Origin of the sequence: Exiguobacterium sp. B2(2022), assembly GCF_028823655.1 — a bacterium.
GTDB lineage: Bacteria > Bacillota > Bacilli > Exiguobacteriales > Exiguobacteriaceae > Exiguobacterium > Exiguobacterium aestuarii_A.
The window spans coordinates 26,716-46,863 of the sequence record NZ_JAPEHX010000015.1; the positions used below are offsets into that span (position 1 = coordinate 26,716).

Annotated in this window: 22 protein-coding genes; 18 read left to right on the plus strand and 4 right to left on the minus strand. The window is 47.7% G+C overall.

Annotated features, from left to right (window positions below; all coding sequences use genetic code 11):
- The first annotated feature begins 2 nt into the window (after nt 1–2).
- From dnaB to ON063_RS04565, 16 genes are all read left to right on the plus strand, one after another.
- The gene (dnaB, locus tag ON063_RS04490; protein WP_015880235.1) at nt 3–1,355 is read left to right on the plus strand and encodes a replicative DNA helicase; all 1,353 of its coding nucleotides are present in this window, start codon (nt 3–5) and stop codon (nt 1,353–1,355) included.
- A gap of 158 nt (nt 1,356–1,513) precedes the next feature.
- Nucleotides 1,514–2,803 carry an adenylosuccinate synthase gene (locus tag ON063_RS04495; protein ID WP_074034026.1) on the plus strand — a complete coding sequence of 430 codons (1,290 nt, stop codon included), beginning with the start codon at nt 1,514–1,516 and terminating at the stop codon, nt 2,801–2,803.
- A gap of 121 nt (nt 2,804–2,924) precedes the next feature.
- Nucleotides 2,925–3,635: a response regulator YycF gene (gene yycF / locus ON063_RS04500; protein ID WP_214696534.1), complete on the plus strand. Its 711-nt coding sequence runs from the start codon at nt 2,925–2,927 to the stop codon at nt 3,633–3,635.
- 3 nt (nt 3,636–3,638) lie between these two features.
- Entirely contained in the window at nt 3,639–5,480 is a 1,842-nt protein-coding gene (gene walK / locus ON063_RS04505) for a cell wall metabolism sensor histidine kinase WalK (RefSeq protein ID WP_074034022.1), read from the plus strand.
- On the plus strand, nt 5,480–6,871 hold the full coding sequence (gene yycH / locus ON063_RS04510; RefSeq protein WP_274664369.1) for a two-component system activity regulator YycH: 1,392 nt from the start codon (nt 5,480–5,482) through the stop codon (nt 6,869–6,871). The genes walK and yycH overlap by 1 nt, the downstream gene beginning before the upstream one ends.
- Nucleotides 6,858–7,682, plus strand: coding sequence for a two-component system regulatory protein YycI (locus ON063_RS04515; RefSeq protein WP_274664370.1), 825 nt, complete (start codon nt 6,858–6,860; stop codon nt 7,680–7,682). Before yycH ends, ON063_RS04515 begins: the two co-directional genes overlap by 14 nt.
- A gap of 13 nt (nt 7,683–7,695) precedes the next feature.
- The gene (locus tag ON063_RS04520; RefSeq protein ID WP_074034013.1) at nt 7,696–8,487 is read left to right on the plus strand and encodes an MBL fold metallo-hydrolase; all 792 of its coding nucleotides are present in this window, start codon (nt 7,696–7,698) and stop codon (nt 8,485–8,487) included.
- 51 nt (nt 8,488–8,538) lie between these two features.
- Nucleotides 8,539–9,798 carry a S1C family serine protease gene (locus tag ON063_RS04525; protein ID WP_274664371.1) on the plus strand — a complete coding sequence of 420 codons (1,260 nt, stop codon included), beginning with the start codon at nt 8,539–8,541 and terminating at the stop codon, nt 9,796–9,798.
- A 37-nt stretch (nt 9,799–9,835) separates the two neighbouring features.
- Complete coding sequence (locus ON063_RS04530) at nt 9,836–9,997, plus strand: CxxH/CxxC protein (protein WP_214696548.1); 162 nt, start codon at nt 9,836–9,838, stop codon at nt 9,995–9,997.
- Between the two features lie 83 nt (nt 9,998–10,080).
- Complete coding sequence (gene rlmH / locus ON063_RS04535) at nt 10,081–10,560, plus strand: 23S rRNA (pseudouridine(1915)-N(3))-methyltransferase RlmH (protein ID WP_274664372.1); 480 nt, start codon at nt 10,081–10,083, stop codon at nt 10,558–10,560.
- A gap of 72 nt (nt 10,561–10,632) precedes the next feature.
- Nucleotides 10,633–11,394, plus strand: a complete 762-nt coding sequence (locus tag ON063_RS04540; protein ID WP_274664373.1) for a hypothetical protein — start codon at nt 10,633–10,635, stop codon at nt 11,392–11,394.
- Nucleotides 11,395–11,478: 84 nt separating this feature from the next.
- Complete coding sequence (locus tag ON063_RS04545) at nt 11,479–12,033, plus strand: GNAT family N-acetyltransferase (RefSeq protein ID WP_274664374.1); 555 nt, start codon at nt 11,479–11,481, stop codon at nt 12,031–12,033.
- 172 nt (nt 12,034–12,205) lie between these two features.
- Complete coding sequence (locus ON063_RS04550; protein ID WP_214696564.1) at nt 12,206–12,451, plus strand: acyl carrier protein; 246 nt, start codon at nt 12,206–12,208, stop codon at nt 12,449–12,451.
- A complete protein-coding gene (locus tag ON063_RS04555) occupies nt 12,448–13,854 on the plus strand; it encodes an AMP-binding protein (protein WP_274664375.1) in 1,407 nt (468 codons plus the stop codon). Before ON063_RS04550 ends, ON063_RS04555 begins: the two co-directional genes overlap by 4 nt.
- Before the next feature lie 49 nt (nt 13,855–13,903).
- Nucleotides 13,904–15,355, plus strand: a complete 1,452-nt coding sequence (locus ON063_RS04560) for an MBOAT family O-acyltransferase (protein ID WP_274664376.1) — start codon at nt 13,904–13,906, stop codon at nt 15,353–15,355.
- A gap of 21 nt (nt 15,356–15,376) precedes the next feature.
- Nucleotides 15,377–16,288, plus strand: a complete 912-nt coding sequence (locus ON063_RS04565; RefSeq protein WP_274664377.1) for a hypothetical protein — start codon at nt 15,377–15,379, stop codon at nt 16,286–16,288.
- 11 nt (nt 16,289–16,299) lie between these two features.
- On the opposite strand, the gene ON063_RS04570 is transcribed toward ON063_RS04565, so the two are convergent.
- A complete protein-coding gene (locus ON063_RS04570; RefSeq protein ID WP_274664378.1) occupies nt 16,300–16,557 on the minus strand; it encodes a hypothetical protein in 258 nt (85 codons plus the stop codon).
- 72 nt (nt 16,558–16,629) lie between these two features.
- On the opposite strand from ON063_RS04570, the gene ON063_RS04575 reads away from it, so the two are divergent.
- The gene (locus ON063_RS04575; RefSeq protein ID WP_274664381.1) at nt 16,630–17,181 is read left to right on the plus strand and encodes a peptide-methionine (S)-S-oxide reductase; all 552 of its coding nucleotides are present in this window, start codon (nt 16,630–16,632) and stop codon (nt 17,179–17,181) included.
- 19 nt (nt 17,182–17,200) lie between these two features.
- Here ON063_RS04575 and ON063_RS04580 read toward each other — a convergent pair whose 3' ends face one another.
- Nucleotides 17,201–17,443 carry a hypothetical protein gene (locus tag ON063_RS04580; protein ID WP_214761253.1) on the minus strand — a complete coding sequence of 81 codons (243 nt, stop codon included), beginning with the start codon at nt 17,441–17,443 and terminating at the stop codon, nt 17,201–17,203.
- 19 nt (nt 17,444–17,462) lie between these two features.
- A complete protein-coding gene (locus ON063_RS04585; RefSeq protein ID WP_224863156.1) occupies nt 17,463–18,095 on the minus strand; it encodes an HNH endonuclease family protein in 633 nt (210 codons plus the stop codon).
- Nucleotides 18,096–18,363: 268 nt separating this feature from the next.
- Between ON063_RS04585 and ON063_RS04590 the strand changes: the two genes are divergently transcribed.
- Nucleotides 18,364–19,554: a DUF4317 domain-containing protein gene (locus ON063_RS04590; protein WP_274664379.1), complete on the plus strand. Its 1,191-nt coding sequence runs from the start codon at nt 18,364–18,366 to the stop codon at nt 19,552–19,554.
- Nucleotides 19,555–19,695: 141 nt separating this feature from the next.
- Here ON063_RS04590 and ON063_RS04595 read toward each other — a convergent pair.
- Nucleotides 19,696–20,148, minus strand: a 453-nt coding sequence (locus ON063_RS04595; protein ID WP_274664380.1) for a hypothetical protein, incomplete at its 5' end; no start/stop codon positions are given.

Genomic DNA, 20,148 nt, shown 5'->3' on the forward strand with positions numbered 1-20,148 from the left:
GGATGAGTGATGCGATTCAAGTCAATACACCACCACATAGCGTGGAAGCGGAGCAAGCCGTCTTAGGGGCGATCATCCTCGATTCGGACCGGTTGATCACGGCCTCAGAGCGGGTCGACCCGGACGACTTTTATCGCGTCAGCCACCAGCGCATCTTTGAAGCGATGTTAAAAATCAATGACCGGGGTGAGCTTGTCGACTTGGTCACGCTCAGTTCAGAGCTCCAGGCGCAAGGTATTTTAGACGAAATCGGCGGTCTCAACTATTTAGCGGAGGTCGCTGAATCCGTCCCGGCCATCGGGAACATCGGCTATTACTTGAATGTCGTCGATCAAAAAGCGGCACTTCGTCGTCTGATTCGAACGGCAACGAACATCGTTTCAGATGGTTATGAGCGTCAGGACGAGGTCGATTCTGTCCTCTCGGACGCGGAGCGGAATATTCTAAAAGTATCGCAACGGAAAGGGCAGTCCAGCTTCCACCCGATCGGTTCCGTTCTATCGGATGCTTATTCGACGATTGAAAAACTGCATCAGTCAAGCGGTGAGATCACCGGGATTGCCACAGGCTTCACGGATTTAGATAAGATGACGGCCGGTTTCCAACGAAACGATTTGATTATCGTGGCCGCTCGTCCATCTGTCGGGAAGACCGCGTTCGCCTTGAACATCTCGCAAAACGTTGCCGTCCGTACGGGCGAGAACGTCGCCATCTTCAGTTTAGAGATGGGGGCGGAACAGCTCGTCATGCGTATGTTGTGTGCAGAAGGGAATATCGATGCCCAGCGCCTCCGGACCGGACGTCTTGAAGCGGAAGACTGGGGTCGCTTATCACTTGCGATGTCATCGCTCTCACAAGCGGGCATCTACATCGACGATACGCCGGGTCTTCGTGTCAACGAGATTCGGGCAAAGTGTCGTCGCTTGAAGCAAGAACACGGTCTCGGGATGATCATGATTGACTACTTGCAGCTCATCGTCGGGAACGGGAAACCGGGCGAAAACCGACAACAGGAAGTATCGGAAATCTCGCGTACGCTCAAAGCGATTGCGCGTGAACTTCAAGTACCTGTGATCGCCTTGTCACAGCTCTCGCGTGGGGTAGAGAGCCGTCAAGACAAGCGACCGATGATGTCGGATATCCGTGAATCGGGAGCAATTGAGCAGGATGCCGATATCGTTGCCTTCCTCTATCGTGATGACTATTACGATAAAGAGAGTGAAGACGCCAATACGATTGAAATCATCATTGCGAAACAACGTAACGGTCCGACCGGTACGGTCAAGCTCTCCTTCCGGAAAGAGTACAACAAGTTCGTCAATATGGAGACACAAGCCTTCGCACCACCGATGTAACGTCGGTGGTGTCTTTTTTTATATAGGTGATTTGTAAAATAACGAACGAATAGTTACATGTTATATAAAACGTTCGGTATTGGATTGACTTTCTCGCTTTTCAAGTGTACACTTACGGATGGTTTGAACAGAACGTTGATCAATAAGGAGGATTCATTATGTCATCAGTAGTCGTAGTGGGAACGCAGTGGGGCGATGAAGGGAAAGGGAAAATTACCGATTTCTTATCGAAACAAGCCGAAGTCGTCGCGCGTTATCAAGGGGGAGACAACGCTGGTCACACGATCGTCTTCAATGATACGAAATATAAACTTCACCTCATTCCGTCTGGTATCTTCTATTCGGATAAGACGTGTGTCATCGGGAACGGAATGGTCGTCAACCCGAAATCACTCGTGACAGAACTCGCTTACTTACATGAGCGCGGTGTGAGCACGGATAACCTTCGTATCTCGAACCGGGCGCACATCATCTTACCGTATCACCAGCTTCAGGATCGTTTAGAAGAAGATGCGAAAGGTGATGCGAAAGTAGGGACAACACTTAAAGGGATTGGTCCAGCATACATGGACAAAGCGGCGCGTATCGGGATTCGTATCGCAGACCTTCTCGACAAAGAAGTGTTCGCAGAGAAATTAAAGACCGTTCTCGAGTTGAAAAACCGCATGTTCGTGAAAATGTACGAGGTCGATCCAGTCGAATTTGATGACATCTTCGAAGAGTACTACGCGTATGGCCAACAGTTTGCGAAATACGTGTGTGATACATCTGTCGTCTTGAACGATTCACTCGACGAAGAGAAGAAGGTTCTCTTTGAGGGAGCACAAGGTGTCCTGCTCGATATCGACCACGGAACGTACCCGTTCGTTACATCGTCGAACGCAGCGTCAGGTGGCGTATCAAGTGGTGCCGGAATCGGTCCATCAAAAATTCATCACGTTGTCGGTGTTTGTAAAGCATATACGTCACGCGTCGGTGACGGTCCATTCCCAACACAACTCGATGACGAGATCGGTCATACAATCCGTGAAGTCGGGAAAGAATACGGAACGACAACAGGTCGTCCACGTCGTGTCGGCTGGTTCGACTCGGTCGTCGTTCGTCACTCACGTCGTGTCAGCGGGATTACAGATCTTTGCCTCAACTCAATCGATGTGTTGACAGGTCTTGAGACGCTCAAGATTTGTACATCGTATGAGTACGAAGGAAAGCATCTTGACGAATATCCGCCGAACTTCCGCGTCCTTGAGAAGTGTGTACCGGTATACGAAGAACTTCCTGGTTGGACAGAAGACATTACGGGCGTCCGTAACTTCGACGACCTTCCAGAAAACGCGAAACGTTACGTGCGTCGCATCGAAGAATTGACGGGTATTGAGTTATTGACCTTCTCGGTCGGACCGGCTCGTGAGCAGACGGTCATCTTGCGTGACATTTACGAAGCATAAGAAAGGGAGCCGTTGCGGCTCTCTTTTTCATTTCCACGGAAATGGACCACGCTTTCTAAGCTGTATAAAAAGAGTTACAATGTAGGCATGTACGTTTAATGATAAGAGGAGGACTCACTGAATGGATCGTACGATTTTAGTGGTAGATGACGAACAACCAATCGCAGATATATTGAAGTTTAAACTTGAAAAAGAAGGTTACCAGGTGCATGTCGCCTATGACGGCGAAGAAGCGCTCGTGAAAGTAGAAGAGATTCAACCGGATCTCATCTTACTCGACATCATGCTTCCACTCAAAGACGGCATGGAAGTATGCCGCGAGGTACGGAAGAAGTATGATATGCCGATCATCATGTTGACGGCGAAAGACTCAGAGATTGATAAAGTGCTCGGATTAGAGCTCGGTGCGGACGATTACGTCACGAAACCGTTTAGCTCTCGTGAGTTGTTGGCTCGCGTCAAAGCGAACATGCGACGTCATGCGACGGCGCCGGCGCCTGAAGCAAAAGGGGCGAACGCGAACGATATCGTGATCGGCGACTTGACGATTCACCCAGATTCGTACATGGTGACGAAACGGGAAGAGAAGATCGAGCTGACGCATCGTGAGTTCGAATTGATTCATTACCTCGCGCAAAACATCGGACAAGTGATGACGCGTGAGCATTTACTCCAAACGGTTTGGGGCTATGATTACTTCGGGGACGTTCGTACTGTGGATGTCACCGTACGTCGCCTTCGTGAAAAAGTAGAGGACAACCCATCGACACCAACGTATATTATTACGCGTCGCGGGGTCGGGTATTATTTGAAGGCAGGAGAAGAAGATTAAACGATGAAACGGACGAACTTCTTTAAATCAATCCAGTGGAAGCTCGTCGTCATCTATGCGCTGCTCATTCTCGTTGCGATGCAAGTCATCGGCGTGTACTTTGTGCGTTCTTTGGAACGGCAATACATCAACAACTTCTCGCAGTCACTCGTCGACCGGGCGAACCTACTGAGCTATAACGTCAGTGAGGGGATCGCCGCGAACGAGAGTGACTCGACCACGGACCAGCAGTTGAACCAGTTACTGGATCAGCTGCTGTCTGACTTTACCGAGAGCACGACGCTAGCTGACGACATTCGAGAAGTCCAAATCATCGATACGAACAGTGTCGTACGGGCGACCTCGAACCAGAACAATCAAAGTCTCGTTGGACAACGGACGGCAAGTACGTTTATCCAGAAGTCATTCGCCACAGGCGGCGCCCAAGAGACGCTCGTCTATGAAGATTCGAATGACCGGATGCGCGTCGTCGCCGTTCCCGTCAAGTCAGAAGTAGACGGGACCACAATCGGCATGATCTACATCGAGGCATCGATGCAGTCTATCTATAACCAGATGGAACAAGTCATCCGAATCCTCGCAACCGGGACGGTCATTGCCTTGATCATCACATCCTTCCTCGGTATCTTGTTATCTCGAACGATCACACGACCGATTGCCGATATGCGTCGGCAAGCCGTCGAGATGCGAAAAGGGAACTTCTCGCGGAAAGTTAAAGTGTATTCGGATGATGAGGTCGGTCAACTCGCCTACGCGTTTAACGAATTGACGGACGAGTTGATGGAAGCGAATGCGACGACAGAAGCAGAGCGCCGTCGATTGACGAGTGTCCTCGAGAACATGTCTGACGGTGTGGTTGCGACCGACCGTTCGTTACGGGTCATTTTAATGAACGACCAGGCACGTGACATGATCGGGGTCGATGAAGAAGAGGCGATGGGCATGAACTTACAGAGCCTTCTCGCGTTCGAAGAGGAAATCGTCATCCCTGAGGACGGGACGATGCCGGCGAAACTGATTGACCTCAGTACGGATGAGGAACTGTTCCTTGTTCGAGCTTATTTCTCACCGATTCAAAAACATAGTGGACCAATCACAGGTCTCATCGTCGTCTTGCATGACGTCACTGAACAAGAGCAAGTCGAACAAGATCGCCGTGAGTTCGTCGCAAACGTTAGTCACGAGTTGCGCACGCCGCTCACGACGATGCGTAGTTATTTGGAAGTCCTTGCGGAAGGGGCTTATCAGGATGATGAGTTGGCGCCGCGCTTCTTAGAGACGACGCAAAACGAGACAGAGCGAATGATTCGCCTCGTCAATGACTTGTTGCAACTCTCGAAGATGGACAGTAAAGAATATAAGATGCAGAAAGTGAAGTTCGACTTTGTGCAGTTCTTTAACGATATCATCGATCGTCATGAGATGACGAAAGGGGACGCGATTCAATTCCGTCGGAAGCTGATGAAACGTCGCGTGTACGTGCATGCCGACCAGGATAAGATGACCCAAGTGATCGATAACATCATCACGAACGCCATCAAGTTCTCACCAGAAGGCGGTACGATCACGTTTCGGACGATGCTTCGGGCAAAACGCCTCGTCATCGGCATCAAGGATGAAGGAGTCGGGATTCCGAAGTCGAACTTGAAGAAAATTTTCGAACGCTTCTATCGTGTCGATAAGGCGCGGGCGCGTAATATAGGTGGAACCGGACTCGGTCTATCGATTGCCAAAGAAGTCGTATCCGCTCACGGTGGAGACATCTGGGCAGAGAGTGAATTTGGCCGCGGTACGACGATTTACTTCACGATTCCGTTCGATACGATTGTGGAGGTGAATGATTGATGAAACGGTTTACGATTGCAAAGCCAGAACTGTGGAAGTCGTTCCTTTTGCTCACGTTAATCGTCACGTCGATTGTTCAAACCATCATTTTGTGGGATTATCATCCCACCTATCAGTCAGTCCAATCGGAGACGCAATTGACGACGGTGGATGAGTCGCTCCAACGCCGAGCGAATCAGGTCGTGATTCCGGTTCAAGCGGTCGTTCATGACAACAACGCCGTCTTCGCTTCGAAGAACACCCCGAAGCAGTTGATGCGGGTCATCCGGGATACGTTTGAAGCAAGTGAATTCAACCGCTCGAACCCGCTCGCCACGAAGAATGTCCCGAGCTTTTACACGGATATCAACGAAGGACTCGAATTGATTTTGCCGGAAGCCTACTATGCGGACACGCTCAGCTATATGCTTCCGGGCACGTACAGTCTGTCTGGGAAAATCCCGCAACGTGTGCTCATCTACATGGAAGACAATGCGTTTACCATTCGGACGATCATGAGTGACCAATCGATTTGGGAAGGGAAGCTAACGAAGGTCGGAAACGGCGACGTGAACAGTCTATTCCTAAAAAACTCGAGTCGGACGATGAAGCGAGTGACGTATACGGATGAGCGCGTGAACTATATCCCGGTCGTCGGACCGGAGATGAATGAGTTGTTCGCATATGACGTATCGTCGATTCAAATCGATGCGCGCCTCGACTGGATGCGGGACACATTCTTCCCAGGCGACCCGAACGTCCAAGAAGTCGACCCGGCGAGTTCAGTGGGGGCATTGACGAACGGTGTCAGCGTAGCAGAATATGACGCGAAGTTGAACGCGAGTCGCTATCGGAACTTATCGCGAAACAGCACCGAGCGGGAAGCGGCACTCGGATTGGATTCGATTGTCGAATTCGTGAATTTCCATGGTGGATGGGTCGACGAGTCTTCTGAGAATCAAGGACTCTCGCTTCGTTTCGATGCCATCACACCGGCGAACAAAGGCTTTGAAACGACCGTATTCCGTTTTCATGTGAAAGGATTCCCGGTCTTTAGCCAACGTGAGGCGTTTATCAACAATGACGCCATCGACTTATCCACATTGCGTGTGGAAAACGACGGGGCGCAAGTCCGGTCCATCACACGACATCACTTAGAGATTGACCGCTTGATCACAGTCGGCACGACGCAGCTGGCTGACGCGGACGAAGTACTCGGGACACTCATCAACTCTGGACGGTTTGAGAACGTGACCGAGATTCGAATCGGTTATGAAATCGAGTATAACGAGGATACGAGCCGATATGTGACGTTCTCACCGAATTGGTTCGTACGTGAAGCGGGACGTTGGGTCCCATATAATCAGTCAGAAGATTGGACAGAAAGGATGATGTATCGTGGATTGGAGTAAAGCGAAAACCATTTTAATCTTCGCCTTCCTCGCCTTGAACATCTATCTGTTGTTCCAATTGGTGACTGAAACATGGGCGACCGAAGTCGTGACGAACGATAATACGTCGATTGCACAAATTTTAGACCAACGAAACGTCGACCCGGCGAAACTGCCACGAATGGGTCGGGATATCGGCTATTTGACAGGGTCGTCTGAAGAGATGTCGGCCGCAATGATCACGAAAAATCGGGAGGCTCAACTGGCGACGACGCTCGACAATATGCAACTCGAAGTCGAGCTGAAACAGCCGGTACCGCTCGATGCCAAAGATTTGCGAACGACGGCTTCGACGTTTGTTGCGGAATATGTTCCGTTTGGCGAAGAATATGACTACTGGCGATACGATGAAAAGACGAGACAAATCGCCTTCGTCCAAACGTTTGAAGACAATAAGATTTTCTCGGCACCTGAAGTCGAGGGAGATTCGGAGATGTATATCGGACCATCCCTCATCTTGATTCAATTGAACGAGGAATATGAAGTGACGGATTATAAGCAACGTCATTTGAAAGACATCTCATCGAAACCGCAAGACGATCTCGTGTTAACGGCCAGCGAAGCCATCTCTCAACTCGCGTCACGGAAGTATTTCCAACCGAACCAGGAGATGCGGGCCATCAACACCGGGTTTTATAGCTTACCCCTCGACAGCTCTGGCGGTTTGATTATCATGCCACCGCTATGGTCGGTCGCGATTGACGATCATGTATATTTCGTCAATGCCATCGATGGAACGGTAGAGCGCGTCGAGTTTGAAACGAAAGAATGAAAGGAGTGATGGTGTGAGTTTACAGTATAGTGTGTTAGCGAGCGGATCGACCGGGAACGCCCTCTATATCGAGACGGAACGGACAAAGCTGCTCGTCGATGCCGGATTGACCGGGAAAGCGATGCAACAACGCATCGAAGCGATCGGTCGGTCGTTTGATGGGATCGATGCACTGCTCGTCACCCATGAGCACTCCGACCATATTAAAGGAGTAGGAATATTAGCGCGAAAGTATAACTTACCGATTTATGCGAATGCGAAGACGTGGGCGGCGATGGAATCACTCATCGGAAAGATTGACCCAGCGTTGAAGTTTCACATCGAGGTCGGGGACATCAAGCAGTTCGGTGATATCGAGATTGAAACGTTCAACGTCAGTCACGATGCGGCGGACCCGATGTTTTATCAGTTTGCCCACGACGGGAAACGCTTGGCACATATCACGGATACGGGCTACGTCTCAGACCGGATGAAAGGGGTCATTCGTGGGGCTGACGACTTTATCTTCGAGTCAAACCATGACGTCTCGATGCTGCAGATGGGACGTTACCCGTGGAGCGTCAAACGACGCATCCTTGGGGACTACGGACACGTCTCGAATGAGGATGCGGCGATTGCGATGAGCGAGGTTATCGGTGACCGAACGAAACGGATCTACTTGGCGCACTTAAGCAAGGACAACAACATGAAAGAGCTTGCGCAAATGAGCGTCTCGCAAACACTCGGCATGCGGGACGTCGACTTAGGTCGAATCAAATTGTGCGATACGGACCCAACAATCCCCACTTCGCTCGTTTCTTTATAAGGAAACTTGGGAAAAGACAGTTATCACACTGTCTTGAAGGGGGGACGCGTCGTGAACGAAGAGAGACACCATGAGTATGAACCTCAAGACGTCGAACCTGAAGTACACGAAGCAATAGAAGAGAAATCGACGTATCCGTCTCGGAGCGAATGGCGTCCAAAGCAAGAAGAGCACGTACGCCACAAGCCGAGACCGAATATAAAACCGTTGTTACTCGGAGGGGTTGGCGGATTCTTAGGAGCGGCTTTGTTTTTTGTCACAGTGATGCTCTGGGATTCGCCGACCTCTCGTTTTGTGACGAATGAACTGACGCGGACCGAGCAAGCCGTGACCGTCACCGAATCCGACGTCACGACAGCAGTTCTCGGAGCGAAGACGTCCGTTGTCAGTATTACGAACATTCAGCGGGCCTTCACTTCGGACTCGCAATGGGAGGCGGGCGCTGGCTCTGGCGTCATTTATAAAGTGGAAGGGAATACGGCATATATCGTCACAAATTTCCACGTCATCGAAGAGGCGGACGAAATCAACATCGCCTTTTCCGACGGTCAGATTGCGTCAGCGACCATTTTAGGTGAGGATCCGCTCAACGATTTGGCGGTCGCGGAAGTCGAGCTGCCGGATAATATCGATGCGAAACCGATCGTGCTTGGTGATTCGACCGTGCTACAAGCCGGTGAGACCGTCATGGCCATCGGAAATCCGCTCGGTGTCTTCTCAAACTCGGTCACCCGTGGTATCGTCAGTGGTGTCGAGCGGACGGTGCCGGTCGATACGAATAGTGACGGCTTGATGGATTACAACGCAGAAGTCATCCAGACCGATGCGGCCATCAACCCAGGGAACTCGGGCGGTGCTCTCATCAATATTCGTGGAGAGCTCGTCGGAATCAATTCGATGAAAATCGCCGAAGCGAGCGTAGAAGGGGTCGGTTTCTCGATTCCGGTGAACGTGGCGCTGCCGGTCATTGACATGTTAGAACGTGATGGGAAAGTGACACGAGCACAGCTCGGGGTCACAATTCAAGAAGTCATTGCGGTACCTGGTAACGTCCGGGAAGAGTATGGCATCTCATTCGATCAAGAAGACGGTGTCTTCGTTGAAGAAGTGACACCAGGTAGTCCGGCTGAAGAAGCGGGACTTCGCGTCGGCGATATCATCACGCAAATCGGAGATCGGGAGATTAAACGATACGTCGATTTACGCGATGCACTCTATCGAGATGCAACAGTCGGTGATACGATTACGATTGAGTATTTACGTCGCGGTGAAACGAGAGAAACCGAGGCGACGTTAACTGAAGCAACTTAAAGAAGCGGCGACGCTTCTTTTTTAAGGAGGAAAAACTGTGGAAAAAAAAGTATGCAAGGAACATGTTGAAATCGCTTTAGACATCATTGTGGATGAAACAGGGGAGTACCCGTTGTTAGAGGAATTATCCACAAGTGAACAAGTGACATGTGAGTTCTGTGAAGCCGACGCAACATATGTTGTGTCAAGCAAAAACTAATTATCAACATGTGGATTTGTGGATAACTCTGTGGATAACCCTATGGATAACTCCAAAAAAACTGTGGAAAAAGGAAGAATTGGATGAATATTTCAATTATCACGGTCGGCAAACTGAAAGAAAAATATTTAAAGCAAGGAATTGCCGAGTACACAAAACGGCTCTCTGCCTACGCAAAAGTGCAGGAAATCGAGGTCTCAGACGAAAAAGCACCCGAGAATTTAAGTGAGGCAGATATGTTATTAGTAAAACAAAAGGAAGGCGAGCGGATTTTAGCGAAGATATCCCCAGACACGCACGTCATCGCGTTGGCCATTCAAGGGAAGCAGCGGACGAGTGAAGCGTTCGCTCGTGAACTCGATCAACTCGCGACATATGGAAAGAGTAAAATCGCCTTCGTCATTGGAGGATCGCTCGGTTTGTCGGATGATGTGATGAAACGAGCGGACGATACGATCTCGTTCTCGAAGATGACATTCCCGCATCAACTCATGAAGCTCGTATTGTGTGAACAGATTTATCGGGCGTATCGGATCAATCGGAATGAGCCGTACCATAAATAAATATTTTCAAAGAGTCATGTAGAACATTGTTTTATACTTGTTCTAGATGACTTTTTTTAGGAGTTGAATCATATGGGTGTTTGGGGAGTAGCGATTTTATCGAATGATATTGCCGAAGATATTCGGTTTATATACAAAGATTTACTAGGGGACGGCTATTCGAATGAACAAGCGAGTGAAAAGGTCATTCAAGAGTACGTAGATGAATTAGATGCTGAAGAAATGACACTTTTTTGGCTTTCCTTTTCACTTATTCAATGGAAGCTAGGACGATTACAAGATCACGTAAAACAAAATGCTGTAGAGATTATTGACAGTGGAATCGAGCTAGAAAATTGGAACGATGATTTAAAGTTAAAGAAGAAAAGAGAGGCCGTTCTTCTTAAGTTAAAACATCAATTGAATCAGCCTCAGCCCCTGGCTAAAAAGATTCCTAAGCGCTTTGTAGCGGATACGACGTTTAAATCAGGAGACATTGTCAGTTTTCAGATGGACTCTTCCGAATATATCCTGTTAAAAGTGATTGATATTATTGAGCAATGGACACGTGATCGGTACCCACTTTTTGAGATATACGATTGGCAGGGAAAAGAGATTCCTTCATTAGAGGAAATCAGTACATTGAGATTAAAGACCGGATATTATGATGACGATGAGGACATGCCTCGAAAAATTGCCGTGTATCAGTCTGGTAAAAGGGATCCATTCGTCAAGCGGGCTAGTCTCATTGCTGAAGGTTTTCCTGTAACGAGTGATACGGAACCACCTTACACCTTGTTATCTTGGAAGAGCCTCAATGCACTTATAGATGAGATGAATCTAAATAAAAACTAGATTGGACGATAGGATTCATCAAAACGATGGGTTTTGCATCGGACTGTAATATTCTCAATCAAGGAAATGGAGTTGCATCCAAATATGAACCACACCATCAATCTTCTAACAAATCAAATCGCTCCCGATTTTCTGACAACTTTCGAACGTTTTCAGGAAACGCATCGCATCTATGCCGTGGCTTCAAATGGTGAGCTTTATCAAAAAGACGAGCACTACATTGATGAATGGGATGATGCGAAAAAACAACAGGTCATTGAGATTCTTAACTACTACATCGACCGTGGCGGCGTTGTTGTGGCAATCCAAAAAAGTGAAACGTTACTTGGTTTTGCCGGACTGGATGGACACCTGCTCGGAACGGAAGGCCAGTATTTAAATCTGGGCTTCATTCATGTGAGTCGTCCTAATCGTGGACAGGGGATTGGTAAAGTGTTATTTGAACGTGTCTGTCAGGCAGCAATCGAACGAGGCGCGAAAAAGCTATACATCGGAGCGAACCCGGCCGTCGATACATATCATTTCTATGAAGCGATGGGATGCATAGTAGCCGAAGAAATCGTGCCAGAAATCTATAAAGAAGAACCACTCGATTTGCAACTCGAATATGTTTTATCGTCTCCTGAGACCGCATCGTAACGATGTGGTCTTTTTCATGCATAAAATCGCTCAACTCCAAGCTTTTTCTCCTATGAAGAATTGACCGATTTCGAAAAATTGTGATAGAATCACAAGGCAAATGATTATCATTATCAGTCAATAATAATAGATGAAATTGAATCGTTGGAGTGAACGTGAAAGGATGAATACAATGAGCACGCTTGAAGCATATAACATGGCATTTAAAAACGGATTGGAATTAGAGGACGATGTGGTTCTCGAGGACATGAAGCTCGGAGAATCGACGGAATGGGATTCGATTGGACACATGACCCTCATCGCAGAAATCGAGGATGCGTTTGACGTCTATATCGACTCGGATGAAATGACGGAATTCCATTCGTATCAGTCTGGCATCGCATTACTGCAGCGCCTCGGTGTGGACATCCAGTCATGACGCTTTTTCAAACACTCGAGCAGTACACGAATCGTGAGGCGGTCTATGCGGACCGTTCTTACACATACGGCGAGATGTTGGAGGTCGGCGACGCGATTAGTCAGGAAGTCGGCGAACGGTCGCTTGTCTTCTGTCTATGTGCCAACCGGGTCGAGTCGCTCTTCGGCTATGTCGGTTTCATTCGGGGACGCGTCGTACCCGTCTTATTAGACGCGGATATCCCAGCCGAGCAATTACTGAAGCTGATGGCACTGTATGAACCGACGCACGTATGGGCACCGGAGTCGAGAGACGATTTGGTGAACTCGTTGGATGCTTACTATAGCTACGGCGGTTACGTCTTGTTTGAAACAGGAGCAACAGTTCACCATGAACTTCATGAAGAGTTGGCCCTTCTGTTGACGACTTCGGGAAGTACCGGAAGTCCGAAATTTGTCCGTCTCACGTATAACAACCTATCAGCAAACGCCACGTCGATCATCGACTATCTCGACATCGATCAAACGGATAAACCGATTACGACCCTTCCGATGAACTATTCGTATGGGCTCTCCATCATCAATAGTCATCTATTGAAAGGGGCGACCATCATCCTAACAGACCGTTCGATTGTTCAAAAAGAGTTTTGGGAGTTGTGTCGTGCCGAGCAGGCGACAACGTTTGGTGGGGTACCGTTTCATTACGAAATGTTAAAGCGTTTGAAGTTTGAGACGTATGATCTGCCAAGTTTAAAGAAGTTGACGCAAGCAGGTGGGAAGTTGGACCCAACGCTCGCGCATCACTTTGCGACGGTATGTGAAGAAAAAGGGATTCAATTTTTTATCATGTATGGTCAAACAGAGGCAACGGCCCGGATGTCGTATTTACCGGATCGGATGCATCCGGAAAAAGCAGGGAGTATCGGTATCGCCATCCCAGGTGGAACGCTCTCGTTACGAGATGAAGCCGGAAACGACATCAAAGATGCGAACGTGACGGGCGAACTGGTGTATCAAGGCGACAATGTGTCGTTCGGATACGCGACCTCGTTACCTGACCTTGCGAAGGGTGACAACAATCAAGGTGTCTTACGTACGGGTGACATGGCGTATCGCGACGAGGATGGATATTTCTTCATCGTCGGCCGGATCAAGCGCATGATTAAACTGTATGGAAGTCGTATCAGCTTAGACGAAGTCGAGGCTCTCCTTCGAGAGCACGGACATGACTGTGTCTGTGCAGGAGAAGACGACCAACTATACGTGTATACGTTACAGGATGATGTTGCACGCATTCAAAAAATCATCAAAGAACAAATCAAGGTGAAAGGTGTTCGGGTGATGCAGATTGACGAGATTCCACGTAATTCGTTCGGAAAGATTCGTTATGCCGCATTGCCGAAGCGAGAACTTGTGACCACCTGATTGTCAGGAATCGGTACATCGTCAAGTTCCATAACATCAGGTGGTAAATATGACTTTTATTTCGATTGAATTTCTCTTATTTTTAACAATCATCGTTGGAACGTATTACGTGATCCCACATCGATTCCGATGGGTGCTCCTTCTCTTAGCGAGTTATGTCTTCTACGCCACGTTGAGCGTTCAATTCATTCCGCTATTGTTGATCAGCACCGCCTTCACCTATGTGATTGGGATTCTGATTGAAAAGCAAGAAAAGAAAGAACAGAAGAAACGGCTCATGTGGGTCGGTGTCTCGGTTCTTGTCTTCTTCCTCGGATGGTTCAAGTATTTTAATTTCGTCAACGATTCGCTCCGTTCGTTCGCCGCATGGAGCGGATTTGATTATGATGTGCCGTATAAAGAGATCGTGTTGCCGTTGGCCATCTCGTTCTATACGTTCCAAGCCATCAGTTATGTCGTGGACGTTTCGCGAGGGAAGCAAAAAGCAGAGCGTCATTACGGCTATTTCTCGGTCTATTTCGCCTTCTTCCCGCAACTTGTTGCGGGACCGATTGAGCGAGCGAAAAAGCTACTTCCCCAGCTGAAGACGGAGCAACATCTCGACTACGACAATATCAGCTATGGGATTCAGCGCATCATTTGGGGATTCTTCAAGAAGACATTGATCGCTGACCGATTGGCTCCGATTGTCGCAAGTGTATTCAATAGTCCAGATCCGACTGGTTCAGAGATTGTGCTCGCGACGATGTTGTTCTCCATTCAACTGTTCGCCGATTTCTCGGCGTGCAGTGATATCGCCATCGGTTGTGCACGATTGCTCGGAATTCGATTATCGGAGAACTTCAAACAGCCACACTTTGCCGTATCGATTGCCGACTTCTGGAACCGCTGGCACATCACACTTTCGATGTGGTTGCGAGATTATATTTTCATGCCGCTCGCGAAAGGGAAGAAGAAGCGCGAGCAGATTTATGGTGCCATCCTCGCAACATTCTTAGTGAGTGGAATTTGGCATGGTGCCGCGTGGAATTTCGTCTTATGGGGACTTATTCATGGAATCTATCGTGTGTTCGGAGACCATACGAAACAGCAGCGCGAAAAAATGGCGTCATGGGTCGGATTTGACCGCGTGCCGACACTTCATCGGTGGTGGAAAATCGCCATCACGTTTCAGCTCGTCTGCTTCTCGCGCGTCTTCTTTCAATCGCATTCGATGGCAGAGGCGTTCTCACATGCCAAACTGTACGTGACACCCTCTTCATGGGCACCGTCAGGCATGATGCAGGCAATTCAAATGTTCTCGTTGCTCGATTTAATCATCTTCCTCGCCGTCTTTGTCGTCGTTCACCTGTTCCAACATATTGAACGAACGAAAGGTTCAGCTTGGGATTGGATGGCACGTCAATCTGCGGTGACGAGCGTAGCCATCAACCTGTTCTTGATTGTCTCGGCCTTCTTGTTTGGTGTGTCGAGCCAAGGATTTGTGTACGGTGGGTTTTAAGATGCACGGAAAGGAATTAGCATGAAACGTTTAGGAATCAAAATCGTCGTTGTGTTACTCGTGATGATTACCATCTTCATTCCTGTCAACGAGTTCGTGAAAGACTCGTGGGAATATAATAACAATCGGGCCGTTCTTGCCTTCAAGGAGGACCCTCATCCTGTCGATATCATCAATCTCGGAACTTCCCATGCGATGTACGGGTATTATTTTAAACCGACCGGATTGTCGCATCTCGACTTGGCGTTACCGAGTCAACCGATTGAATATGATTTGAAGATGCTAAAAGAATATGATGAGCACTTGAAACCAGGTGGGGTCGTGATTGTGTCCTTATCTCAAATCACATTCAGCAATTCGGACGTCGGTCGGAAGGCCAATTACTATCGCGTCTTGGACCGTAAAGACATCGAACCGGTCAGCCTGTTTCAATACTATACGCATGAACAGTTCCCGGCATTGAACAGTGGCAGTGTTTATGCCGCGATTTCCCGGGAAATCCGGGATTTTCGGTTTGATGCGCATAAGCCATGGGAGAATGGTGGGCTGAATTACTCCGAGCGTAAGTATGAGGAAGTGGCCGCTCAGTATGAAAATGCCGTGAACAATCATGAGATTGAAGAAAACATGGCGCATTTACAAGACATCATCGACTACTGTAAACAACAAGAGTATCGTGTTGTCTTGGCGATGGAGCCGGTACACGCGTCATACCATGCGTATTTTGATGAAGACGTCATGGAGCGCCTCGTGTTTCAGCATGTAGAGAAGCTTGATTTAGATGTCCCGTTCCTCAATTATATGGGGGATGAACGATTCATTCATGAGCAGTCGTTCTTCCATAATCCAGACCATTTGAACGGTGATGGGCGGACGCTGTTGTCTACACTTGTTTATGAAGATTTGAAGCGGTTGGGGTATGTTCAAGAATAATGACATCGTATTCAATCGAAAAGAATGCTCGCGAACGTCCATAATATCACTAGCATCGACAGGAACGAGACGAATACGGTCTTATTAGATACCCGTTGCTCCGCAAAGCGTCGAAATAGTCGTTCGAGGATTGTTTGGCCGATGACGACCGCTATAAAGATGATCGCCATTTCAACGAATAGAGAATAGTCGTTACGAAAAATAAAGATCATGGCAACAAAGAGGATGATGGAGCTGGTCAATGTGGTGAGAAAACGTTGTTTATTCAATCAAATCCCTCCCTTCTCTCATTATTACGTGCATGCTTTAGAAAAGATTCAAATAGACGGGGAGTGATTCACATCGAAACGATCTATTTAGCAGGCGGATGTCTATGGGGTGTCCAGGAGTTTGTGAAGACGTTACCGGGTGTCCTTTTAACAGAAGCTGGACGCGCGAACGGGACGACCGATACGTTAGACGGGGAGTATGACGGCTACGCGGAGTGTGTCAAAACTACGTTCGATCCGGACGTAGTGACAGTCGAAGATTTGATGCATTACTTGTTCGAAATCATTGATCCATACAGTGTCAATCAACAAGGGATTGATGTCGGGGAGAAGTATCGGACGGGCGTGCCATACAGTGTCAATCAACAAGGGATTGATGTCGGGGAGAAGTATCGGACGGGCGTCTACAGTGAGGATTCACGACATTTGATGGAGGCGCAAGCGTTTATTGATCGACGCTCGGATGCGGAACGAATCGCTGTTGAAGTCAAACCGCTCACGAACTATGTGCGAAGTGCGGACGAACACCAGGATCGCCTGACGCGTTGCCCGGACGATTATTGTCACATACCGAAAGAGTTGTTAACGAAATATCGGAAAGACGAAACATCGCCAACCCCTTGATTCGGAGTTGGCGATGTTTTTACGTCCGCTCGAGAATGTTCACGAGCATTTGATGAACGACGTCATGGTCGTTTGTGTCATGCAGCTGATATGGACTCCCCGGTAGCGTGTACACATCTTTCGCTCCGACGTATGTGATGTGGAGTGTCAAGGAACCATCTTCCTGACACGCTGTCGTCAATTCCAAGTCACCACTGATGACACCGACTTCTTCCGTCATGACACCGTGGGTTGCCTTAAAGGTAGAAGTGAGTTTGTTCATGAATGACTCCTTTTCTGTCTCAATAAATACAAGCGTTGATGGCTGTCGTGAGTGCTGACTTCTCTGACGATTGAAGGCTCAAGCCCCAACGGCTTTTCGTCTCGACCCACATCTTCGCATATGCACAACGCGCGCCGGTGCGAGGTGGTTGCCATGTCGATGGATCTTGGTCTCCTTTTGAGCGGTTCGATGAAGCGGATACCGCGATCAACTGAGGACCGTTCAAGTCGTTCGCAAAGCTCTGACGTTTGGTTGTCGTCCAGCTGCTTGCGCCAGAGCGCCATGCTTCAGCGAGCGGAACAACGTGGTCGATATCGATGTCAGATGCCGACGTAAACGTCAAACCGTCATAGTAACTGTACCATGAGCCCGTCGTTACCGGACATTGGTCGACGACCGAGTCAGCGTCCCGTTTCAAGACGATATGACGCGTGTTACAACCACTTCCTTGACTCGACCAGTGCGGGAAGAGGTCCCGACTGTATCCTGTCATCGACCCTTCATTTTTGACAGTAAGTGCATTCAGTTTCGTGAGCGCATCCGCTTTCGATGGGATATTCGGCGGGAATGCAGAGACCGGTGTCGCGTCAAATGACGCGGCCACCCAAACAAGCAATGTGACGAGTGCGACAGACATGAGTTTCTTCAACATAAAAAGCCTCCTACTATGTATTTGGAATGAACACTTGTCGAGCAAGTGGGCAACCTTTCGTGAGACAAATATCACGCAATAAATTCAACTTGATCATACACAGGACGATTTTGAAAAAGTGTGAAAATCTGCAAAATGATTAGAAAGACTATCGCAAATCCTTCTCTAGCATTAGCGAGCGATCTCGTGTTATTTCTTTGGAACTAGTGAGCAATCAGGACTGGTATAATGAATGACATGGATTGAGAGAAAAGAAGAGGTGGATGGAATGAACAAGAAAGAGATTGCGGCGATTCGCCGACAGTTTAAAGTGAATGCGACGAAGCTGAAGATTGCTGACTTATATACGATTTACATCCGACAGGAAACGAATGAGATTTACTACGAAGAGTTGCGTCCGTTTCCGTTCTTAGAAGAAGAACAGCAGGAACTGTTTTTGACGAACTTCAAAAAAGTGCTCGGTGGGAAACTTGATGAAAAGTTATTCGAAGTGAAGTTCCAATATCCTGAGGAAGGTCAAGTCGACCATACGCAAGGATTGCTGTATGAAGGACTTCGTACGGAAGAGACAAACGTATGGACGGACTATATGCAGCGTATCGCCTTGAAGATGGTGAAAGACACGCCATTTGAAAAAGACATGGTCGTGACGTTCATCCGGGGTAATTACAATAAGCCGACGAACCGGTATTCGGAAGAGTCTGAGATTCACGCGAACGATGAAGTGTATACGACGAAGTTCATCCTCGGCAGTATCAGCCCGACAGAACTTCCGAAAAAGTCACTCGTCTTTGACTTCGTCGAGCGTGAATTCAAAGCCAGCTTGATTGTAAATCCAATCATCAAACTCGAGGCGCCAATCGGTGGATTCTTATTCCCGTGTTTCACCGATAATGCGGCCGATGTGAACCATGTCCTCTACTCGGCAAATAAAGCGCACCAACCGGATATGACGTTCATTGAGAACGTGCTGAACGGTTCGGAAATCGTTACGGCAGTGGAAGACAAGGCGGTCTTTGAAGAAGTCGTGAAAGCGGTCATCGGAGAAGAAGTCAATTCCCGTACGCTCTCGACCGTTTATGATGAGATCAATCAAATCATTGTCGCCGAAGAAGAGAACGAACAGGAAGAAGAGAGGGTCGCAATGCTCGACTCTCGTGCGGTCGAGGTCGTCCTTCGGGCGAGCGGTGTGGAAGATGTGACGACAGAAAAAGTCGAGCAGGCGTTCAAACAAGTCGTCGATGACACGAAATATGAGATGAAAGCGACGAGCGTCGTTCCAAAATATACGTCAAAATCGATTAAAATCAATACGAAAGTCGCCAACATTTCCGTCAGTCCACAAGATCTGAAATACGTGAAGCAAGTGAACTATAAAGGAAAACCATGCTTGTTGATCGAAGTGGAGGAAGAGACAGAGATTGAAGGATTCAAGCTCATCTCTGAAGAACTTCTATAAAAACTTAATTTAGAAAATGATATTAAAAAATATAGAGGATTACAGATAGGTTATAAAAGAACAGAAATGATTTGAAAGAGTATAGAAACAATAAAAACTCTAACACTTTTGCGTTAGAGTTTTTATTGTTTTATAATATATTTACTGATTGAGAGTACTGAAGTAGTTAGTTACCGCTACTGCTTCAGCGAATGATAATTCATTAACGACTTTATCGTTTTTGACTAATAATAATCGTTCTTCGTACTCAATTACTTTGACATCGTCATTATTAGCAGTAATGTCGATGTCATTCTTTTTTTGTAGAGGACTTTGTGTTTCTAACAACGCTTGTTTTTCTTTACGAACTTGATCACTATGTCCAGTACCATTTTTAAAAGGATAAATATTTGAGTTTCTTAAGTCAAAATAATCACCATTCAATAATGAATAAACATAGTCTTTTCCATGAAGATATTCCCCGATGACACGCTTTAAAAAGTATATTTTTTTGGTACTTAAATCTGTACCACCAACTACTTTAGGGTTCTCGATAGAATTTTTCTTCTTTTTAGTATCATCCCACACCTTCCATTCTATGTTAAAGGCTGAGAG

Bases quoted from the DNA above. Each gene is read 5' to 3' on its own strand.
- dnaB (WP_015880235.1), top strand. From the start codon at position 3: ATGAGTGATGCGATTCAAGTCAATACACCACCACATAGCGTGGAAGCG.
- ON063_RS04495 (WP_074034026.1), top strand. From the start codon at position 1,514: ATGTCATCAGTAGTCGTAGTGGGAACGCAGTGGGGCGATGAAGGGAAA.
- yycF (WP_214696534.1), top strand. From the start codon at position 2,925: ATGGATCGTACGATTTTAGTGGTAGATGACGAACAACCAATCGCAGAT.
- walK (WP_074034022.1), top strand. From the start codon at position 3,639: ATGAAACGGACGAACTTCTTTAAATCAATCCAGTGGAAGCTCGTCGTC.
- yycH (WP_274664369.1), top strand. From the start codon at position 5,480: ATGAAACGGTTTACGATTGCAAAGCCAGAACTGTGGAAGTCGTTCCTT.
- rlmH (WP_274664372.1), top strand. From the start codon at position 10,081: ATGAATATTTCAATTATCACGGTCGGCAAACTGAAAGAAAAATATTTA.
- ON063_RS04540 (WP_274664373.1), top strand. From the start codon at position 10,633: ATGGGTGTTTGGGGAGTAGCGATTTTATCGAATGATATTGCCGAAGAT.
- ON063_RS04545 (WP_274664374.1), top strand. From the start codon at position 11,479: ATGAACCACACCATCAATCTTCTAACAAATCAAATCGCTCCCGATTTT.
- ON063_RS04550 (WP_214696564.1), top strand. From the start codon at position 12,206: ATGAGCACGCTTGAAGCATATAACATGGCATTTAAAAACGGATTGGAA.
- ON063_RS04555 (WP_274664375.1), top strand. From the start codon at position 12,448: ATGACGCTTTTTCAAACACTCGAGCAGTACACGAATCGTGAGGCGGTC.
- ON063_RS04560 (WP_274664376.1), top strand. From the start codon at position 13,904: ATGACTTTTATTTCGATTGAATTTCTCTTATTTTTAACAATCATCGTT.
- ON063_RS04565 (WP_274664377.1), top strand. From the start codon at position 15,377: ATGAAACGTTTAGGAATCAAAATCGTCGTTGTGTTACTCGTGATGATT.
- ON063_RS04580 (WP_214761253.1), bottom strand. From the start codon at position 17,443: ATGAACAAACTCACTTCTACCTTTAAGGCAACCCACGGTGTCATGACG.
- ON063_RS04585 (WP_224863156.1), bottom strand. From the start codon at position 18,095: ATGTTGAAGAAACTCATGTCTGTCGCACTCGTCACATTGCTTGTTTGG.
- ON063_RS04590 (WP_274664379.1), top strand. From the start codon at position 18,364: ATGAACAAGAAAGAGATTGCGGCGATTCGCCGACAGTTTAAAGTGAAT.